This window comes from Psychroserpens luteolus, assembly GCF_021032705.1.
GTDB lineage: Bacteria > Bacteroidota > Bacteroidia > Flavobacteriales > Flavobacteriaceae > Psychroserpens > Psychroserpens luteolus.
This window is the reverse complement of the sequence record NZ_JAHVXI010000006.1, coordinates 75662-96577: the sequence shown is the minus strand read 5'-3', so window position 1 is coordinate 96577 and position 20916 is coordinate 75662. Positions and strand designations below refer to the sequence as shown.

Below are 20916 nucleotides of genomic sequence, written 5' to 3'. Positions count from 1 at the left end.
AACACCTTACGACTGTGAAAGACGCATTAAGTTACCAAGTACAACAATTACTAAAAGAGAATAACCTTAACATTGATTTCAATGAGTTGAATTTTCAAATTCAAAGTCATCCAACGTATCCAAGCTTACATGCCATAACTGGAGTTTTGGATCATTTCAATATTGAAAACATAGCTTTAGATGTGCCTAAAACTATTGAAACATTAAATCAATTACCAGATACGTTCTTAGCTCAAGTTGACATTGAACAGCAAAAACAATTTGTTGTCGTTACCAAATCAAAAAATAATTACCGTATTGTATTTGGTCCAAAAAATCAAAAAACGATAGCGCAACATGATTTTTTAGATCAGTTTACAGGTATAGTATTAGCTGTTGATGAAAATGAATCTAATCGAAGTAATACCTCTAATTCAAAATCAGCTATTGTTAAAACTCTTTCTATTTGTACGGTTCTCCTTTTTGGCTTTATATTAATAAATTCAAATCTAGGATGGTTAAATTTAGTATTTTTCCTTACCTCTGTTTTTGGTATCTACATAACGACGACCATTATAAAGCAAGAACAAGGTGAAAGTACAATGTTGGGTAACGCTTTTTGTTCTAATCCTACCGAAAAAAAGAGCTGTGATGCTGTATTATCATCTAAGGGCGCAACGATTTTCAAAGGTTTCAAATTAACCGATTTGAGCTTTATCTTTTTTTCAGGATTGAGTTTAACAACTTTTCTTCTAGCAATAAGTAATAACACTATTTTTATTCCAAAACTCATTACTGTTGCCGCATTACCAATAACTATCTATTCTATATATTACCAATATGCAGTCATACAAAAATGGTGCTTTCTTTGCTTATCTATCGTAGGTTTAATGTGGTTTCAAGTTGGTCTTTCTCTTTTAGATTTCAATCCAAATTATAAATTTACCAGTATTCTTATTTCTGCGCTTTCTTTTACAAGCATAGGAGCTTTATGGTTTATAATTTCCGAAGCTCAAAAAGCAAATAAAACACTCAATCAAACAAAATTAAAATACTTCAAGTTCAAAAGAAACTTTGAGTTATTTAGTAATCAACTTAACAAATCTAAAGTTATTAATACTCATATAGATAACACAAAAGAAATCGTCTACGGCAACAGAAATAGTCATTTTAATATTACTATAATTACCAATCCAATGTGCGGCCATTGTCGTACAGTTCATGACTTAGTAACTCAAATTTCAAATCGCTACTTAGATGTAATCACACTTACTATCAGATTTAATGTAGATTCTAAAAATGCCGATAGTCCAGCTGTTAAAGTAAGCACTAGGCTTTTAGAACTATATCAAACAGATGGGCCAGAAAATTGCTTAAATGCCATGAACGATATCTATGGGGATTATTCTGCTGAACAGTGGTTAAAAAAATGGCAAAACTGTTTTCATCCAGAAAAATATCTAACTGTTTTGCAAAAAGAAGATTCTTGGTGCAGCAACAACAATATCAACTTTACACCAGAAATTCTAATTAATGGACAATCTTATCCTAAAATTTATGATCGAAAAGACCTTATTTACTTTATAGATGATTTAGCAGAACAGTTTGAATCAAACAGCTACAACATTCCTTTCGTGAGACACTAAAAACATAACAACAAAGCCCTTAAAAGGGCTTTGAATGAACACTTTATTCTCTCGCGAAGAATAGACACAACACATGCAGCATCATAAATATTCATCGCTAATATAGTCTTAAAAAGTTTAAATAAAATAATCATAATTGAAAAGTCGATTTCCTACATATCAACAAACAGAAGCCAAAGATTGTGGTCCAACATGTATAAAAATTGTTGCCAAATATTATGGCAAAACAATTAACACACAAGAACTAAGACGTTTAAGTGAAACAACGCGTGAAGGAAGTAGTTTAATGGGTATGAGTGATGCCGCAGAATCAATAGGGTTTCGAACCCTAGGTATTAAACTAGCTTTTGTAAAACTCAAAGAGGCTCCTTTACCGTGTATTATTCACTGGAATAAAAATCACTATGTTGTTCTTTATAAAATAAAGAATGACACTATATATATTTCTGACCCAGCTCACGGATTAATAACTTATACTACAAAAGAGTTCATTAAATATTGGATTGGAGAAAATGCAGATGAGCATACTGAAGAGGGTATTGCCTTGATGATAGATCCCACTCCTAAATTTTATCAATCTGAATTTGATAACGACGAGAAATTTGGCTTCAGTTTTATCTTCAAATATTTATTAAAGTATAAAAAATTTGTAGTTCAATTAATTATTGGATTAATCGCTGGAAGTCTATTACAACTGGTACTGCCCTTTTTAACGCAAAGTATTGTAGATGTAGGGATTCAAAATCAAGATCTTAACTTTATTTACTTAATTCTTTTTGCTCAACTAGCTTTATTTGTAGGTAAAGCCTCATTAGAAATTATAAGAAGTTGGATTTTATTGCATTTGAGCACGCGTATCAATATCTCACTCATTTCAGATTTCTTTATCAAATTAATGAAGCTCCCAATCTCCTACTTTGATGTAAGAATGACTGGAGACTTATTACAACGTATTAATGATCATAAACGTATAGAGCGTATCCTAACAACATCATCACTAACCATATTGTTTTCTTTTTTCAATCTCATTATTTTCAGTATTGTACTTGCCTATTATAGCATGCAGATATTTAGTGTATTTGTTCTAGGAAGTCTTCTATATATTGGATGGGTCTTATTCTTTTTCAAAAAACGAAAAGAATTAGATTACAAGAGATTTGCACAAGTAAGTGATGAGCAAAGTAAAGTGATAGAACTCATTAATGGGATGCAGGAAATTAAGCTGCATAATGCAGAAAGGCGCATGCGTTGGAATTGGGAATATGTACAGGCCAAATTATTCAAAATTGCATCAAAAAATTTGGCGCTAGAACAAGTGCAAAGTGTGGGTTCAAGCTTGATTAATGAGCTTAAAAACATGCTCATTACTATTTTATCTGCAACCTTAGTAGTTGAAGGTGAAATCACCTTAGGGATGATGATAGCAATAAGTTACATGGTAGGACAACTCAATGGACCAATTATGCAATTTATCAACTTTATGAGGGAAGTACAAGATGCAAAAATATCTATTGAACGTTTAGGTGAAATTCACAATATGGATGACGAAGAAAAACCTGAAGATCATAAAATTACCAGAATCTCAAAACAGGCTGATTTAAAACTTAATACTATTTCATTTCGATATGTTGGTGGTCTAGAGCCTGTCATAAAAGATTTATCGGTAACTATCCCAGCTAATAAAACAACCGCTATTGTTGGTGCTAGTGGTAGTGGCAAAACCACCTTAATGAAACTGTTGCTCCGTTTTTATGAAATTGATAAAGGCGATATAACTCTTGGAAACTTTAACCTAAACAATATCTCTCAGCGCACTTGGAGAGCTAATTGCGGCGTAGTCATGCAAGAAGGTTACATATTCAATGACACGATCGCAAATAATATAGTAGTGGGAGAAGACTATATTGATGTTGATCGCTTAAAACATGCTATTGATGTGGCCAATATTTCTGATTATATAGACCAATTGCCTTTAAGTTATAATACAAAAATTGGAAGCGAAGGTACAGGATTAAGCACTGGTCAAAAACAGCGATTACTTATTGCTAGAGCTGTATATAAAAACCCTAAATTTTTATTCTTTGATGAAGCAACTTCAGCATTAGATGCCAATAACGAAAAAGTAATTATGGGAAAATTAAATACTTTTTTCAAAGATAAAACAGCTGTTGTCATAGCACATCGCTTAAGCACAGTAAAAAATGCACATCAAATTGTAGTTCTAGATCAAGGTAAGATTGTTGAAATAGGAAATCATAACCAACTAATAAAAAATAGAGCTTACTATTACAACTTGGTAAAAAATCAACTTGAATTAGGTAAATAGCATACTCAAAAAATGAAAGAGAACGAGAAACATATTGAACTCAGAAGTGAACATATTCAAGAACTCTTAGAAGGAGTTCCCAATTGGATGATTAGATATGGTAATTTGTTAATATTAGCATTCATTATAATGTTCTTAATGCTGTCATGGTTTATTAAATACCCTGATATTATTGTATCTGAAGCACATATAACAACAAAACTACCTCCTCAAAAAAAATATGCTCAAATCACAGGTAAAATAGACTCTATACTTATTACTGATAATGAAACTTTAAAAGAAAACAATACAATAGCAGTTATTGAAAATACAGCAAACTTTGAGCATATACAACTACTCAAATCTGTTATTGACACTATAAAACCCAATAACAAAAACTTCAAATATCCTATAGACGAATTACCTATTCTATTTTTAGGAGACATAGATTCTGAATATGCTTTATTTGAAAATAATTACATTTTATATCAATTGAACCAAAAACTCAAACCTTTTGCAAATGAGCAAAATGGAAATCAATTTTCAAAAGGTCAATTATACACAAGATTAAGAACTCTTCAATCTCAAAAGCGCACAAACGAAACTGAGCTAGTGTATCAGAAAAAATATTTAGAACGACAACAACGCCTTTTTGAAAATGGAGTTATTTCTAGACAAACTTTAGAGTCTGAAGAGTTAAAATATCTTCAAGCCGAACGTAATTTTGCTAATATGGATGCTTCCATATCTCAAATAAAAGAAGCCATTGCAAATGCCAACACCAATGAAGTTAGTACTTCAATCAAAAAAACTAAAGAAGAAATAAGTCTACTTAAAAATGTAATTCAATCCTTTAATCAACTCAAAAGAGCTCTTATAGATTGGGAAATGACCTATACAATCACATCAGATATTAACGGAAAAGTAGCATTCTCTGAACTCTGGACAAAACATCAAACTGTTAATCAAGGCGAATTATTATTTACAATTATTCCTGAGCAAAATTCATCCTATATAGCAAAACTAAAAACACCAGCGCAGAACTCTGGAAAAATAAAAATAGGACAGACGGTACAAATTAAACTTGAAAATTATCCCGAAGCTGAGTATGGTGACATCAAAGGTCAAATAGAATCTATTTCACTTTTGGCTGACGAAGATGGCTATTATTTAATTACTGTATCCCTGCCATCCAAACTCATCACATCTTATGATAAAGAGATTCCGTTTCGATATGAAATGCGCGGCTCAGCTAAAATCATTACTGAAGATTTAAGATTGATTGAACGCTTTTTTTATCAATTAAAAAATGTATTCAACAATTAAAATATTCTCTCGCGAGGAATAGACACAACCCTTGGGTGTCTTTAAATGACCAAGGTTAATTTAATTTTAAATATTTTAATTATGAAAAATTTATTAAATCTAGGAAAAGCTTTAAACAAAGCACAACAGAAAGCTATTTTTGGTGGTACACCATTCACTCATGTTTGTGATAATGTAATGGGTGATCAATGCTGTCACTATGTTCAAACACATGTAACACCATGTCCTACTCCGGGTTCTGTACTTGATAGTGGATGTTGGGTAAAAGAAAAAGTTTGTACTGGTGGAGTTAATTAATTATCAGGAATAATTCTTTTGGTAAAGCTGCCTTTCTTTAAGGTAGCTTTATTTTTTAATCAAGAAGCAGACATAAACCTTGAATGTCTCTAAATGATCATGGTGATTAAATAATTATCTAAATATTAAATTATGAAGAATTTAAAATACAAAATTTTGAAAAACGTAGCATTTATTTTACTAGGGCTATTCATCTTCTCTTGTCAAAAAGAAGACATTCAAGATGACATCCAACAAGAAGAAGTAACTATTGAAAAAATTAGAAATCTAATTAAAAGTAAAAACCCAAACGCTACTTTTCCTTCGGATACTGACAGACTTGCTAGACTGAGTCAAGACACAAAAAAAGGGAATGTATTGGAATTTGAAACTTTAGAAGAGTTTTCAAAATTCTTAGACAAAAAAAATGAATTCCAACAAAGAAGTGGAGCGGTATTAACTCATCATGTTGATGATGGCGGTGGCGCCAGCAGCTATGAAAACAATTTTAGAAAATATACTCGAGATATAGATTTTGGGACCTATCATCAAACTACCTTTTATGTTGATAATTGTGGTGGTACCCAGTTAAACTCATATATAGATGGTTTTTTTACTTTAGGTTATTCTTATCAGCATATGGGTGGAATATTACAAACATTTGATGATAGTTTGATTTGGTATGAAGTAAATGGCACCTTGACTTTGTCTATTTTCATACAAGGTGTTGGAGATATAATGACCGAAACCTTGAGGTTTACAGATATGGTTCCTTGTCACGAAATATAAATTAATTACTCCATAGTTAAATTTCAAAAAAGCTAAGTCATACTTGTCTCTCTCATCTCATCTATATTAAAATGAAATTCGTATTTATTAATTGTTAGCTTTTGTAAAGCTGCCTTTTTAAGGCAGCTTTACTTTTTTATTTCATCACAAATTCTAAAGGTTGCCCTATAGCACCATTTGGAAAACTAATTCCTAAAAGCGCTGATATGGTTGGAGCAATATCTGAAATTTCTGTTTTTTTCAAGGTCTCACCATGTTTTATTCCTTTTCCGAAGAATAATAAAGGCACATGCGTATCGTAGTTTAACCCACTACCATGTGTAGATCCTGTTTTGCCATAAGAAATAAAAGCAACATCATTAACTACGATAACATCACCTGAACGTTTTTGATTAAATCCATTTTGAAGTAAAGATTCAATACCAGTAGTGAAATTGGTAGAACTCATCGTGTTAGCTGTATAGGCTTTAGCAATATGACTATAGCTTATTTGCTCATTAACAATAGCTTGCTGAACATCTTCTAAATTTAGTCCCATTTGCTTGATCTTTGCTCTATCTAAGAAAATTTGGTTGTTACTGATATGTTCTAATATATCTTTTGTACCATAAGTCTCCATTAAAAATGCAGTAAATTTCTCTTTCCTGTCGTTGTTATTAACATAACCAGCAGGAATGCGAACAGAACTCAAATAGGAAGGTACATCTACTACACCATGATCGGCAGTTAAAAACACAGTGTATTCTCCTACTCCAACTTGAGCATCTAAGTAAGTAAATAAACGCTCTATATCTTTATCTAATCTAATATAAGTATCTTCTATTTCTTTTGAATTTACTCCAAAGTTATGACCTACATAATCTGTACTTGAAAAACTAACAGCCAGAACATCTGTGATATCATCTTTTCCTAGTTGTTCACCTTCTATAGCTGCTATTGCAAAATCTGTGGTTAAGCTATTACCATATGGCGTTGCTTTTAATAAATCGAATCCTTTATTTTGATCTTTTAGTTCTGCTAAATCATATGGGAATGTGGCTCTGTCTTTTCCTTTAAATCCGCCTTCAAATGTGTTATAATCACTTCCACTCTCAGTATAAGTTGAAATATCATATAGTGTATTCCACTCTTTAAAATATGATTCTGCTACATCCGAAGTATTAAAATCGGTTACCCATTTTGGTAAGGTTTTCATATAAAACGAACTAGAGACCCAAACACCTTCATCTTGCCCATGAAACCAATAGGCCGCATTAGCAGTATGACCAGCTGGTAAAATAGCGCCTCGGTCTTTTAAAGATATGCCAATGGTCTTCCCTCGCATCTGACTAAATAATCTATTTTCATCAGCAAATGTTGTGGTCTGCATTCTGTATGGTGACATTTTACCAGCATTGTGTTTTGTACCAACAGATTCGACACTATCATCACCAGCACAGTATACCATTTTTTTCTCCTCTTTATCATACCAATAATTGGCAATAACACCATGATACTTAGGTGTTGTACCTGTGTAAACCGATGCATGACCTGGCCCTGTATACGTAGGTACATAATTAAAATGGTTATTCTTACAACTAAACCCTTCGTTGATCATACGCTTAAATCCGCCTTCACCAAATTTATTATAAAAGCGTGTTAGATAATCATAGCGCATTTGATCTACTACCAAACCCACCACTAATTTTGGCTTAGCATCATCATAACTATTGACACTATTTTGAATTTCCTTTTTTTCTTTATAGGTAACTTCTGTTTGCTTTTGACCTGCACATGAGGTAGTAAAAACAAGGATAAGGCCTAATGAAAAAATATGTTTTATCATGCTATTAGAGTTTTGATCTGCAAAAATACAGATTTTAGTTCGTCATCTTTTAAACTTAAGGTTAAATAAGTCTACGTAATTTTTTACTTTAGCGGTAACAAATTTCACTATGCAATACCTTCATAATATTGGTGCTTATTTTTTAATGATTGCTGAAATGTTTCGCAAACCAACTAAATGGTCGGTAATGCGTACACTTATCTTAAAAGACATTGACGATTTGATTATTGGCTCTCTAGGAATTGTAGCCTTTATCTCTTTCTTTGTTGGAGGTGTTGTAACCATTCAAACTGCACTTAATATTAGCAACCCTTTAATTCCAAAATATCTGGTCGGGTTTGCGACTAGACAATCTGTGATTCTTGAATTTGCACCTACATTTATCTCCATAATCATGGCTGGTAAAGTAGGTTCTTTTATTACCTCGAGTATTGGAACCATGAGAGTTACTGAGCAAATCGATGCGCTTGAAGTCATGGGAATAAACTCTTTAAATTACTTAGTATTCCCTAAGTTTATTGCTTTGATGTTATATCCTTTTGTAATCTCTATTGCAATGTTCTTGGGTGTTTTAGGAGGAATGACAGCTGCTGTTTATGGAGGCTTTGGAACATTAGAAGATTTTGTACAAGGTGTACAAACAGATTTCATTCCATTCCATATCATCTATGCCTTTATTAAAACGTTTGTATTTGCTTTTATATTAGCAACCATTCCGTCTTTTTATGGTTATTATATGAAAGGTGGAGCTCTTGAAGTTGGTAAAGCAAGTACCACGTCTTTTGTTTGGACTAGTGTTGTGATCATCCTATTAAATTATATACTAACTCAATTACTCCTTAGCTAATGATAGAAGTTAAAGACATACATAAATCATTTGGAGATGCTCATATTTTAAAAGGTATATCTGCTACTTTTGAAAAAGGGAAAACGAGTCTAGTAATCGGACAAAGTGGTTCTGGAAAAACGGTGTTTTTAAAATGTCTATTGGGATTATTTTCTCCTGAACAAGGAAGCATTGTGTACGATGGAAAAATATACGCTGACCTTTCTGATGATGAAAGACGTGACCTTAGAGCCAAAATGGGAATGGTGTTTCAAGGCAGTGCTCTTTTTGATTCGATGACCATTCAAGAGAATGTCATGTTTCCGTTACGTATGTTTACCAAACAAAGTAAAAGCGAAATGGAAGATCGCGCAGATTTTGTACTTAAACGTGTGAACCTTGAAGGCGCACATCATAAAATGCCTAGTGAAGCTTCAGGTGGAATGCAAAAACGTGTTGCCATCGCTAGAGCTATTGTGAATAACCCAATGTATTTGTTTTGTGATGAGCCCAACTCAGGTCTCGATCCAAAAACCGCTATAGTAATTGATAATCTGATTCAAGAAATTACCGATGAATATAATATCACAACAGTAATTAACTCGCATGATATGAACTCTGTAATGGAGATAGGTGAAAAGATTGTATTCTTAAAAGACGGACTAAAAGCTTGGGAAGGCTCAAAAGAAACCATTTTTAAAACCGATAATGAAGTTGTTACAGATTTTGTATACTCATCTAACTTATTTAAAAAAGTTCGTCGTATGTACCTAGACGAAAACGAATAAGTTAATTCCTTCTAATCACAACTGTATCTGCCTTTAACTCTTTTTGTAACCATTCTTGCAATGCTTTTTCTTGAACGACCACCAAGCTATCGGTCAGTGACACTTTCCATCTTACATTTGCCATAGTAACGGTATCAATATTGATGAAATCTTTGGATTCTAACATTTCAGAATAACCAAAATATTCTAAATCATTGAAACGCACTTTTGCATCACGAGTTAAATCTGTAAATGAAATAGCTGTTTGCGTATTCTTTGACTCAATTTGTTTATTTAAATTGGTAACACTCTCTTCTAAACTCTTAATTTTCTCATTAAGACCTTTAATAATAATTTTCTTTTCATCAAGCTCATCAATAGCTCTATCATAGGCATCTACGATTTTATCAAAACTTCTATTCTCATTACCCTCTATGATTAATTTAAAGTCTTTTATCTTATCATAGTTCTTTATTTTATTTTCCAAGTTTCTAATAATTTGATCAGAAACTTCACCATTGAAATAGAGCGTGATTTCCTTGTCTTCCCATACAGGCATCCTATCTTGGTTTTGTAACCAAAGTTCATTATTAGATGTAATTTCTTCTTTTAAAAACTTTTTGTAATCACTCTCAAAACCAGTTTGTCTTATAAAATTAACAAAAGTCCAAATGGCTGGTGCCATAACTAATACTGCTACTAAGGACGCTAATTGTGCAATACGTTTACGTTTTTTAGAATTAGCATACTTGAGCATAGGAAAACGTAGCACTTTCAATACAATAAATGTTGCCAAAGCAATAAATATAGTATTAATAGTAAATAAATACATTGCTCCAACAAAAATTCCCCAGTCATGCGCTAAACCATAACCTGCGGTACACAAAGGTGGCATTAAGGCAGTAGCAATCGCAACTCCAAAGATTACTGAAGCTATGGTTCCTTTTTTGGTTCGCGCAATAATTAAGGCTGCTCCACCAAAAAAGGCTATTAGTACATCTCTTACATCAGGTTTTGTACGACCAGATAACTCATTGGTCATAATATCTGCCGTTGGAAAAAACTTAAAAAACAAATACGCTGTTAGTAAACTCAACACAATCATTGTTGCTAAGTTTATAAGGGATTTTTTTAAAGTATCAATATCGTTTACCGCAATAGAAAACCCAACACCTAGAATAGGTCCCATAAGCGGAGAAATTAACATGGCTCCGATAACCACAGCTGTTGAATCTGCATTAAGACCAACTGAAGCAACCACTATTGAACATACTAAAATCCATGCCGTTGCTCCTTTAAAAGGAATATCATTTTTGATGGCTTCAATAGTTGTATCTCTATCGGTATCGTCTCTAAAATCTAATAGTTCATTTAAAAACCGCTTGATACTTTGCCAAAGACCTTCGGCATCTTTTCTAACCGCTTCTTTTGATTCTTCTACAGCTTGCTCCTTATTAATTTTAGATTCCTCTTCGGAAAAATTAAATTTATTTTCGTCACTCATAATTATCCGTAATGTTCTCCAAATGCATCTTTAACCTTTTGAAGTACTTTTTTAATATCTTGTTCTTTAGTTTTAGGAAAGATAAGCAAAACTTCGTCTTTATCAACAATGATATAATCTTTCAATCCGTCCACCACCACGACCTTATCCGCTTTCGTACGAATCATATTACCTGATGCATCTTCTGTTAATGTTTTCGCATTAACTACGGCATTCTTACTCGTATCCTTATCTAATTTATCATACAAGCTTCCCCAAGTTCCTAGATCGTTCCAATCAAAAGTTGCTGGAATAACAAACACATTTTTAGAATGTTCCATAATGGCATAATCGACCGAAATATTTTCGGCTTTACCATAATTATCTCTTACAAAATCATCTTCAAAATGGGTATTATAGACGTCATAACCAGATTCGAAAAGACGATACAGTGTAGGTTGATTATTTTTAAATGCTTCCACAACGCTTTTAACACTCCACATAAAGATTCCTGCATTCCAAAGAAAGTTGCCTTGTGCAATAAACTCTTTAGCTGTTTCATAATCAGGTTTTTCTCTAAACTGATCTACTTTTTTAATGTTACCTTCAGACCCTTTATCATATTCTATATAACCATAACCTGTATTTGGGAATGTTGGTTCTATACCTAAAGTCATCAACGCATTATTTTGTGAACAGAAATCAAAGGCTTCTTGTACATTTTGAGTAAAAGCTTGCTCATCTTCAATCCAATGATCACTTGGTGCAACTATCATAAGTGCGTTCTCATTTTCTTTTTGAATTTTTAATGCAGCATATAAAATACAAGGTGCTGTATTTCGCATTGCAGGTTCTAAAACCACTTGTCGCTTAGTCACTCCAGGCAACTGTTCAAATACCAAATCATTATATCGCTCATTTGTGAGGATAAATATATTTTCTTTCGGAATTAATTTTGAAAGTCTATTAAAGGTTTTTTGTATCAAGGTATCCCCTGTTCCTAACATATCGTGAAATTGTTTCGGAAAATCCTGAGTACTCACAGGCCAAAATCGCGATCCTACTCCTCCAGCCATCAATATGGCATAATAATTTTTATTCATTGACATCATTTAATAATTCAACCTCAGCATTGGGATTAAACAAATACACTCTACCTGTTCTAATCTCAATACATTCAAAACGTTTTACACGCTTATGTCCCTTTTTAAATACTTTTCCATTGTACAATTTAAAAGTATTCCCAAAAGGTACTTCAAAAATATAAGTTTTATCGTTAGGTTCATCAAATTGTTTTAATGCAAAGGCTAGCTTTTCATCTGTATCGCTACTTGCTTTAGGGTTTTTAAAATGCTTGGCTAATAAAGGTAATAGTTCTAAAGGGAAAATCTCAGGGTTTAAAAAAGGCAACATTAAATGTTGAAATGTATGTTTCCATTCCTTTCCGTGAGGCTTAATTAATCTACCAAAACTATTATACGCTTCAAAATGTGCAATTTCATGAATTAATGTGATTAAAAATCGATAAGCATTCAGATTTGAGTTTACAGTAATTTGATGCTTTCCGTTTGGCAAACGTTTATAATCACCATGTCTTGTTTTACGTTCACGTTTTATTTTAACTGTGAGGTTATCATGATCTAAAAGGTCAATAATTTTAGGAATAGCCTGTTCAGGAATGTACGATTTAAGAGTGTTTTGCATGAATTTTTTACTCCTTAATAATCAGCATTTTAGACACCTCGTTTATATTAAGAAAATACAATCCAGCCGATGTTCCTTCGGGAATTACTAATCTGGTAACGCTACCAAATTCATTAAATTCAGTTTTAAGAATATTAACCTGTCGTCCTCTTATATCAAATATACTAATCACATCATCTAACGAGGTATTGGTAATAAAAAACTCACTTGCGATCACTGGATTAGGATATATAATTTGTTCTGCCTGAGGTTCATTAATAATAACATCACTACTAAAGTATGGTACTGCAAAATCGAAAGCATCATTACCCACTTTTTCACCAATCAATCGACCAGGAATATCATCTGCTGGTGGATGAATGCCTCCCCAAATTCTAGATAAACTAGTTTGGTCTGATGCATCTCTATAGGTTGCCCATTGTAGCTTTATATCTACGGAAGGGCCTTGTTCAAACACTAAAAAGTCATTTTGCCTTGCAGTAAATTCTCCTAAACCTCCAGGAAAAAATGGGCTTCCAGTAATTTTAGTTAATACTTCAGAAGCGGCTCTAGAATATGTAGAGTGTCCAGACACATAACCAGCAAAAGGTGGTGTTACAAATGTTGGTCGTTGATATGGCCACCAATTCTCTGCAAGAATCCAATCAACTCCCGCAATATCTGTAGCTTCGTCATCAATAAAATCTGGTCCTTTCCATGAGTATAGTTTTATTTTACCAACATGCTCATTATCTTCACCTCGCAACGGATCGCTAGGTCCAACCACTTCAACATAACCTTGACGCAATGGTATTCCAGCAATGTTATAATTATCTTGAGATTGATCTGAACTTTGTCCTAGTAATGCCATATTTCGAAGCGCTGAAATTGGTCTCACATAGTCATACCAACCTTTGATACTCCAAGCCGAAATTGCAGCGTCGTGCATCGCTCCTCCTAAAATAAAATACGCTTTAACGTCCCATTCTAAATCATTTAGTACGTCGCCTTCACCTTCAAATTTTTTCTCTAAAAGAGGATGTTCATTCACATAATTTAAAATGGTAAACCAATGCCCTGGAGGCGTTTCAGAATCAGGACCATCGGCCCAAAACTCGGCTAATACTCTAGCATAATCCCCTCTTGGAACTAGTTGTGACTCATAGGGTTGTCCAGTAACTGGGTTAATAGAATGACCTTCTCCAATGTCGCCTCCTTCTACAATATTATAGAAATCGGGATAATCGGCATAGTTAGTTGGAAACGTAGAAATATCAGTATTTCCTATGGCACCAGGAGAAATATCCCAAAGAACACCGTCGTTAGGATCAAGATGAGAGCCCCAAATTGACACCATTGAAAATCCTAATTTATAAGCATCACTACTAGGTCCTGTAGCTGTTAAATTTAGATAAGGAGGATCACTTGGATCATTATAGACTTTATATGAATCCCCTTCACGTTCGTATACATTACTATCATCTTCAGACATAGCAAATGGATATACATTTCCCCATTCGGGACTTAAAAACTCCACAGTAGAGCCTTCGATGAGATTTCCACTTTGATCAATAAACGTGTTCAAACTTAGAGGTTGCCATCTATTTGGATCAAACATCAACTCAGTTGTTGGAACATTTGGAGCTAACGGTTGATTTATAGAAAAATAATATTGATTATTAAAAAAGTTCAATTCTCTCGAGCCATCACCATTTCCGTAGTTTATAATGGTCTCAGCAACATAATTACCTAAAGCGGCAGCATTTCCAAATTGGTAAAGTGTTGACACAGTAAAGGTCGTTTCATAACCCAACTGTTCCATAATACGATCAAATAAGTTTTGCAATTCGGAAGGATTTGGAGCATTTTGAAATCGGTATGACAATAAGCGATACATGGCATAACTAATCGCTTTTTTTTGTGAGTCTTCTATGGATTCTAAAGGTGTAAATTCAAGTAATTCAGTAGTAAAATTATTAACCGTATTACCTATAAGATAAGGTCGCGCTTCCTCATCGTAAATAGCCCAAATATCATACATGGCAACACTGGAGTGAAATAAATTACGCGCATGAATCGTTGGTCGAGCAAAATCATTTCTAATAGCTTCCAATAATACTTCATTCCATAATCGTGCAATAGATACATCTTCAGGAAGATTGCTAGCATTTAAGGTCACAACAATTTGTTGTTCTTCACTTGAGCAATTTCCATCATTCTCTCGTACACTCAGCGTTCCTGTTTCATTTAAATGCCATTTTACAGTAACTGTATCTGTATTTTGTCCATCAATGATTTCACCACCTATAACAGTCCAATTAGCTGTTGACCCTGGAGCAATTGGATACGTATATTGCTCTTCAGACAAATAACCTGATGTTGTATTTCCTGAAATTGTATTCGCATTCAAATACGCACATGTACCGTTATCTAACGTGGCATCTGGATTATAGTTACAAGAGAATGGATCTGTACATCCATAAATTTTTTCACTTGGTTGGATATCTAATACAGTTAAGCCTTGTCCTTCTATAACCCGAACTGTTGTATCGGCATTAAGGTTTTGAAAGGTTTCCTCGAGACCAGAAGGCCATTTAATTTCAAGTTCCAAAATCTCAGTTTCATCTGCCAAGCCAAAATGAACCGCTTGTAAACTTTGTGATAAAAAACCAACTCCAGTATAATATCTACTATAAATACCTGAACTTGTCGTGAGCTTTAATGTTGTTCCTATAGCATCACGATTAGAAACCGTTCCTTGCAACATAACCTTAAACCAATGCAAGGTATTTTCTTCATCAAAGTTTAATAGTTTATTCTCATATAGTATGGACTGTTGGTCAGCGTTGGTGACATAGATATCCAGATCGCCATCGTTATCATAATCAAAATCAACAGCTTCGACACTAACAGTGGCTGCGTTAAAGTTGACATTATCAGAAGCATCTTCAAAACCAGAAATACCTTCTGATGCCAAATTCATATAATATACATTAACCTCTGTTGTACGATCTTCGAACTCATAGCCATTAACAATAACAAGGTCTTCATCACCATCTAAGTCAAAGTCTGCAAAACGAGTTCCCCAAGCCCAACCAGTACCTGTTATATTATTAGCGGTAGTAACATCTGTGAAATTATTTGAACCGTCATTTTCTAGTAAGGTGTTTTCATCTATTCCAGTAATAAAAATATCAAATGCGCCATCGAGGTTAAAATCCCCAAATGTAACACCCATGTCATCAATCATGTTATTTACGCCATAACTTTCAGCATCTTCAACAAACGATGTCCCGTTTTGATTCATAAACAAACTATTAGGTTCATTAAAATCGTTGGTAACATATAAGTCCATCCAACCATCTTTATCAATATCAAAAGGCACTGCAGTATAGCTAGCATATACTCCATTATCTTCCATATTTGTTGCGACAGTCACATTAGTGAATGTCCCGTTTCCATTATTACGATATAAAGAATTCGTACCACAAGCATCCCAATCGTTTACGTAAATGTCTAAAAAACCATCGTTATCATAATCAAACCAGGTTGCTCCAGTATGCCTACAATCGCTAAAAGCCTCAAGTCCTGCACCTTCAGTCACGTCGGTAAAGTCTCCTTCTTGATTAATGATTAGTTGTAGTCGTTCAGAATGCGTTAACAATAAATCAGGATATCCATCATTATTATAATCACCCCATGAGGCACCATGTTTAAATCCCTTTAGACCAAAAAACTCCTCAACATCTTCATCAAAGGATAGTAAATTACTCAAACCTGCTTGACCAGTCACATCCGTAAATGTACCGTCATTATTATTCCTAAATAATTTGCTTATCGTGGTCTCATCACCCAAAATATCTTTGGTCAAGGTTACGACATAGATATCAAGATCGAGATCATTATCATAATCGGCAACTGCTACACCATTGTTATTGGCTAGGCTTCCTAAGCCTGAAATGACTTGAGCTTCTTCAAACTGTTGTGCAGTAAGGGATATTGATAGTAATAGAACTACTAAATTTAAGCAATTTCTAAGTAGTGAAAAGAGTATTGTTTGGTTCACGTGTTGGATTTTTTATAAATATAAGAATTCGTAAAAATATACGTAAAGCTACGTATGAATTTTATATATAAAACAACTCACTTCTTTAAAATCCGAATGCAAATTTGAAAATTTTAGAATTTTACAGCTCAACTAAAGATTTCCAAAAGGGCTGGTTCGAGATGGTGATACTCAAATAAGAAACCAGCATCTTCAATTTTAGAGGCACTTACACGCTGACTTTCAAATAATAATATATGCATTTCGCCTAAGACCAATTTCATAGCAAACTTTGGAATATTTGGTAACACTAAGGGTTTATGTAAAACCTTAGCAACGGCTTTAGTCAATTCTGTGTTTGATACAGGGTTTGGTGAAACACCATTGTAGACACCTTCTAAATTATTAGTTACAGTAAACACAAATAATCTTGCCAAATCCTCTAAATGAATCCATGACTGCCATTGTTCGCCATTACCAAAAGCTGCACCTGCTCCAAAACGAACTGGTTTTGCAATTTCTGGCAAGGCTCCTCCTTTTTTAGAAAGCACCAAACCTATTCTAATCTTTGTCACTTTCATATTTAAGGATGAAAACTCGTCAACTGCTGCTTCCCACTGGTCTACGACTTCGCCTAAAAATGAGCTCGATTTTTCCTTTTCATCTTCCTCATAATAATTGATTAAAGAGTCTGGGTAAATCCCAATTGCACTTGCAGATACTATGTGTTTAATAGGAAAACCATGAGCATCAATAGTTGTTTTAAGTAATCGTGCAGTTTGAGTTCTGCTTGAGATGATTTCTTTTTTGTAGCTATCAGTCCAACGTTTTGAAATCGCAGCACCAACTAAATTAATGATAGCTTCTACGCCTTCAAAGCAACGTTCATCAATTTCATTGTTGCTAGGATTCCAATAAAACCCTTTATAATTCTCTTGAGTACTAAGTTTCTTTTTTGATGTGGTTAAATAGTGTACATCAAAATTCTGGTCATGACATACTTTGACAATTTCTTGACCAATTAAACCTGTAGCACCTGTAATTAATATCTTTCGCATAGCACTACAAATTTACTGAAATCACAACCCAAGCTAGAGTGTTTTAATAAGGGTTTAACGTTTTACTGCTCGAATCATGTGTCGTTTACCTGGAGGCCCTTGAAGTCGTTCTACTTCAAAACCTAAAGATTGCATAGTACGACGTACATGACCTATAGAAGCATAGGTCGTCAAAACACCATTTGGTTTTAGAGCCTTATACATGATTTTGAATATAGATTCTGTCCAAAGCTCGGGTTGTACGCGAGCACCAAAGGCATCAAAAAAGATAATATCATAGGTATTCTCCTCGGAAATATCTTTAAACATTTTTTGATGTTTGGTGAGCTTAAATAATTCTGAAATTTGATGTTCACTTTCCCAAGAACACAGGTGGAGCGCATCGAAGTTATTGTCATCTATACGCAATTCTGAAACATAATTGAGCTGCTTCAGTTCTTCTGAACCTATCGGATAGGCCTCAACACCAACATAATTAATATGCTGGTTCAATTCTTTACCTTTCAAAAAAGTTAATAATGCATTAAGACCAGTCCCAAAGCCAATTTCTAAAATGGAGATATCCTTAGTTGATATAGGTTCATTTTCCGAATAGAAAAAAAGCAAACCTTGTTCTATATAGACATGATTTGCTTCTTGTATGGCACCATGAACAGAATGGTATTGCTCATTCCAATCTTCTATTTGAATGGTTGTAGAGCCATCTGCTGTAGTAATTATTTTGCGTTGCAAACTATTTTATTTAATCAGTAATTTCTGAATCTTAGGTATAGGACCTGTACATTCCGTTTTATGACACGATAAACACATATTAATTGAATTATTGTAGCGCTCTTTAACTGATAGCAAAGAACTATCTATAAAAACCTCGCGTTGTGCATCAATAAATTTACCAGAAAAATGTTGAAAGGTTTCATTACGAAGCTTCGTTTCAGACAGTTGAGCCGAATGTATTCTTAAGAATTCCTCAGGAAATTCGTCAGACACTTCGTTTCCTGCTTCGATATCTGTTTTAAGCTGCATGTTATATGCATACATACCTTTCATGAGCGTTGACATTTCAGAAGCCTGATAGACATCATACGTTTTTGTGCCATCAGTAATGACCACTTTCTTTTCCTCTTTTTCCTTCGAATTACAGCTAAGTAATAAGAGTACAAAGACACACGAAAAACAAGCTTTCATTACTCTTCTTTTAGGAGGACACCATCAGCTAAAAATGACAATGTTTTTTTAGGCTCGGTGATCTTAGCGATTTCCTCTGGAGTAGCACCTCCATCTTCGGCATAGTGACGTTGTTCATCAACAGGAACTTCATTTACAAATGCTTTACCATTAATGATCACTTCTTTTCCTGAAATATCTTTCGGCATAAAAAACCCGTAATCTTTAAATTTAACCATAACTTGCTCTCCATCTGGCAAGTCTAGCTTCATCCAGCATCCTTTAGCTTGGCACACTTCATCAACCTTTGCCGTCATTTTTGCATCAACCGTATCACCTACTGTCATCTTTGCATAATGTACTGCCATTCGCTCTGCTGAAAGCGCATCTGATGCTGAAATTTCTTTTCCAAAAGACGCATAAGCGATGTCTTGAGTTTCAGTTTTTACTTCTGCAACATCTTCAGTTTTTTTTGTTTCTTCTTTACATGATACTAATACTGAAAGGATTAATACAAGTGATAATATATGTTTCATTTTTATTGTGATTTATGTTAGATTTTAAGGCATTAAATATACGAATATTTTGTGAAAATATTATGTTTTTTAACCCATGATAAATGTCTATTTTTGCAAAACATAAAACAACCAAAAATGTCAAATATACATACTAGCAATTTACACGTAGAGAAAGCGGCATCTTCAAAACTGAAAGACGTTAATTTTGAAAATCTAGCCTTCGGAAAAACCTTTACAGATCACATGTTTATGTGTGATTTTGTCGATGGTGAATGGCAGCAACCTAAGATTGTTCCTTATGGAGCAATGCCTATGGAACCTTCTGCTCGTGTATTTCATTATGGACAAGCAGTTTTTGAAGGAATGAAAGCCTATAAAGATGAACATGGTGATGTGTTTTTATTTAGACCTGAAGAGAACTTTGAGCGTATAAATAAATCATGTGCACGTTTGGCTATGCCAGAATTCCCGAGAGAATTTTTCTTTGAAGGATTGGAAACTCTTGTGAATCTTGATAAAGATTGGATACAATCTGGTGTTGGTAACTCATTATACGTTAGACCATTTGCTATTGCGATAGAGCCAGTTATTGCTGCTGCGCCTTCACAAAGCTATCGTTTTATGATTATCTGTTCTCCTGTATCTCCTTATTATAAAGGAAAGGTAAGAGTTTTAATTGCTGAACATTTTAGTCGATCTGCCGATGGTGGTGTTGGTTATGCAAAAGCTGCTGGAAATTATGCTGCTCAGTTTTATCCAACAAAATTAGCTCAAGAGAAAGGATATCAGCAAATTATCTGGACCGATTCTAATACACATACGCTATTGGAAGAAGCTGGTACGATGAATGTGTTTTTTAGAATTAATGATACGCTCATAACAGCACCTACGAGTGATCGAATTTTAGATGGTGTGACTAGAAAGAGTGTGATCCAGTTAGCACAAGACAACGGTATTGATGTTGAAGTAAGACCTATTAAGGTTCATGAAATTGTTGAAGCTTCAGAAAATGGTACTTTAAAGGAAATATTTGGTGCTGGAACAGCTGCTGTGATTAGTGAGATCTCTGCCTTTGAATATAGAGATAAGGTTCATGAAATTGCCGATCTTGGTCAAAATGGTTATGCGGCACAATTAAAACAAAAGATGTTGCACATACAGCATAATTTATCAGAAGACAAACACAATTGGAGATATCCAGTGAAATAATAAGAATAAAAAAAAGA

17 protein-coding genes are annotated in these 20916 nt (G+C 33.9%); 8 read left to right on the top strand and 9 right to left on the bottom strand.

Annotated features, from left to right (window positions below):
- Positions 1-14 precede the first annotated feature (14 nt).
- From KWG70_RS17985 to KWG70_RS14600, 5 genes are all read left to right on the top strand, one after another.
- Positions 15-1625 (top strand): vitamin K epoxide reductase family protein, encoded by a 1611-nt coding sequence (locus KWG70_RS17985; RefSeq protein ID WP_230936790.1) that lies wholly within the window; start codon positions 15-17, stop codon positions 1623-1625.
- A 136-nt stretch (positions 1626-1761) separates the two neighbouring features.
- Positions 1762-3951 carry a peptidase domain-containing ABC transporter gene (locus KWG70_RS14615; protein ID WP_230936789.1) on the top strand — a complete coding sequence of 730 codons (2190 nt, stop codon included), beginning with the start codon at positions 1762-1764 and terminating at the stop codon, positions 3949-3951.
- A gap of 12 nt (positions 3952-3963) precedes the next feature.
- Entirely contained in the window at positions 3964-5256 is a 1293-nt protein-coding gene (locus KWG70_RS14610) for an HlyD family secretion protein (protein ID WP_230936788.1), read from the top strand.
- A gap of 81 nt (positions 5257-5337) precedes the next feature.
- Positions 5338-5553, top strand: coding sequence for a hypothetical protein (locus KWG70_RS14605; RefSeq protein WP_230936787.1), 216 nt, complete (start codon positions 5338-5340; stop codon positions 5551-5553).
- A gap of 132 nt (positions 5554-5685) precedes the next feature.
- A complete protein-coding gene (locus KWG70_RS14600; RefSeq protein WP_230936786.1) occupies positions 5686-6321 on the top strand; it encodes a hypothetical protein in 636 nt (211 codons plus the stop codon).
- A 136-nt stretch (positions 6322-6457) separates the two neighbouring features.
- Here KWG70_RS14600 and pafA read toward each other — a convergent pair whose 3' ends face one another.
- Positions 6458-8146, bottom strand: a complete 1689-nt coding sequence (pafA, locus tag KWG70_RS14595; RefSeq protein WP_230936785.1) for an alkaline phosphatase PafA — start codon at positions 8144-8146, stop codon at positions 6458-6460.
- 109 nt (positions 8147-8255) lie between these two features.
- On the opposite strand from pafA, the gene KWG70_RS14590 reads away from it, so the two are divergent.
- Both KWG70_RS14590 and KWG70_RS14585 read left to right on the top strand, forming a co-directional pair.
- Complete coding sequence (locus tag KWG70_RS14590) at positions 8256-8993, top strand: MlaE family ABC transporter permease (RefSeq protein WP_230936784.1); 738 nt, start codon at positions 8256-8258, stop codon at positions 8991-8993.
- Positions 8993-9760, top strand: a complete 768-nt coding sequence (locus tag KWG70_RS14585) for an ABC transporter ATP-binding protein (RefSeq protein WP_230936783.1) — start codon at positions 8993-8995, stop codon at positions 9758-9760. The genes KWG70_RS14590 and KWG70_RS14585 overlap by 1 nt, the downstream gene beginning before the upstream one ends.
- Position 9761: 1 nt before the next feature.
- Here KWG70_RS14585 and KWG70_RS14580 read toward each other — a convergent pair whose 3' ends face one another.
- From KWG70_RS14580 to KWG70_RS14545, 8 genes are all read right to left on the bottom strand, one after another.
- Positions 9762-11243: a DUF389 domain-containing protein gene (locus KWG70_RS14580; RefSeq protein ID WP_230936782.1), complete on the bottom strand. Its 1482-nt coding sequence runs from the start codon at positions 11241-11243 to the stop codon at positions 9762-9764.
- Positions 11244-11245: 2 nt separating this feature from the next.
- Positions 11246-12325: a mannose-1-phosphate guanylyltransferase gene (locus tag KWG70_RS14575; protein WP_230936781.1), complete on the bottom strand. Its 1080-nt coding sequence runs from the start codon at positions 12323-12325 to the stop codon at positions 11246-11248.
- Positions 12318-12926 carry a SprT-like domain-containing protein gene (locus KWG70_RS14570; protein WP_230936780.1) on the bottom strand — a complete coding sequence of 203 codons (609 nt, stop codon included), beginning with the start codon at positions 12924-12926 and terminating at the stop codon, positions 12318-12320. Before KWG70_RS14570 ends, KWG70_RS14575 begins: the two co-directional genes overlap by 8 nt.
- Before the next feature lie 7 nt (positions 12927-12933).
- Positions 12934-16971, bottom strand: a complete 4038-nt coding sequence (locus KWG70_RS14565) for an FG-GAP-like repeat-containing protein (RefSeq protein WP_230936779.1) — start codon at positions 16969-16971, stop codon at positions 12934-12936.
- Between the two features lie 128 nt (positions 16972-17099).
- Positions 17100-18008, bottom strand: coding sequence for a TIGR01777 family oxidoreductase (locus KWG70_RS14560; protein ID WP_230936778.1), 909 nt, complete (start codon positions 18006-18008; stop codon positions 17100-17102).
- Between the two features lie 54 nt (positions 18009-18062).
- A complete protein-coding gene (gene mnmD / locus KWG70_RS14555; protein ID WP_230936777.1) occupies positions 18063-18740 on the bottom strand; it encodes a tRNA (5-methylaminomethyl-2-thiouridine)(34)-methyltransferase MnmD in 678 nt (225 codons plus the stop codon).
- A gap of 6 nt (positions 18741-18746) precedes the next feature.
- The gene (locus KWG70_RS14550; protein WP_230936776.1) at positions 18747-19193 is read right to left on the bottom strand and encodes a hypothetical protein; all 447 of its coding nucleotides are present in this window, start codon (positions 19191-19193) and stop codon (positions 18747-18749) included.
- Positions 19193-19708, bottom strand: coding sequence for a DUF4920 domain-containing protein (locus KWG70_RS14545; RefSeq protein ID WP_230936775.1), 516 nt, complete (start codon positions 19706-19708; stop codon positions 19193-19195). Before KWG70_RS14545 ends, KWG70_RS14550 begins: the two co-directional genes overlap by 1 nt.
- Before the next feature lie 117 nt (positions 19709-19825).
- Between KWG70_RS14545 and KWG70_RS14540 the strand changes: the two genes are divergently transcribed.
- Positions 19826-20899, top strand: coding sequence for a branched-chain amino acid aminotransferase (locus tag KWG70_RS14540; RefSeq protein ID WP_230936774.1), 1074 nt, complete (start codon positions 19826-19828; stop codon positions 20897-20899).
- The last annotated feature ends 17 nt before the right edge of the window (positions 20900-20916 follow it).

Coding starts and splice junctions, on each gene's coding strand:
- KWG70_RS14610 (WP_230936788.1), top strand. CDS start 3,964: ATGAAAGAGAACGAGAAACATATTGAACTCAGAAGTGAACATATTCAA.
- KWG70_RS14605 (WP_230936787.1), top strand. CDS start 5,338: ATGAAAAATTTATTAAATCTAGGAAAAGCTTTAAACAAAGCACAACAG.
- KWG70_RS14600 (WP_230936786.1), top strand. CDS start 5,686: ATGAAGAATTTAAAATACAAAATTTTGAAAAACGTAGCATTTATTTTA.
- pafA (WP_230936785.1), bottom strand. CDS start 8,146: ATGATAAAACATATTTTTTCATTAGGCCTTATCCTTGTTTTTACTACC.
- KWG70_RS14590 (WP_230936784.1), top strand. CDS start 8,256: ATGCAATACCTTCATAATATTGGTGCTTATTTTTTAATGATTGCTGAA.
- KWG70_RS14585 (WP_230936783.1), top strand. CDS start 8,993: ATGATAGAAGTTAAAGACATACATAAATCATTTGGAGATGCTCATATT.
- KWG70_RS14580 (WP_230936782.1), bottom strand. CDS start 11,243: ATGAGTGACGAAAATAAATTTAATTTTTCCGAAGAGGAATCTAAAATT.
- KWG70_RS14575 (WP_230936781.1), bottom strand. CDS start 12,325: ATGAATAAAAATTATTATGCCATATTGATGGCTGGAGGAGTAGGATCG.
- KWG70_RS14570 (WP_230936780.1), bottom strand. CDS start 12,926: ATGCAAAACACTCTTAAATCGTACATTCCTGAACAGGCTATTCCTAAA.
- KWG70_RS14560 (WP_230936778.1), bottom strand. CDS start 18,008: ATGCGAAAGATATTAATTACAGGTGCTACAGGTTTAATTGGTCAAGAA.
- KWG70_RS14550 (WP_230936776.1), bottom strand. CDS start 19,193: ATGAAAGCTTGTTTTTCGTGTGTCTTTGTACTCTTATTACTTAGCTGT.
- KWG70_RS14545 (WP_230936775.1), bottom strand. CDS start 19,708: ATGAAACATATATTATCACTTGTATTAATCCTTTCAGTATTAGTATCA.
- KWG70_RS14540 (WP_230936774.1), top strand. CDS start 19,826: ATGTCAAATATACATACTAGCAATTTACACGTAGAGAAAGCGGCATCT.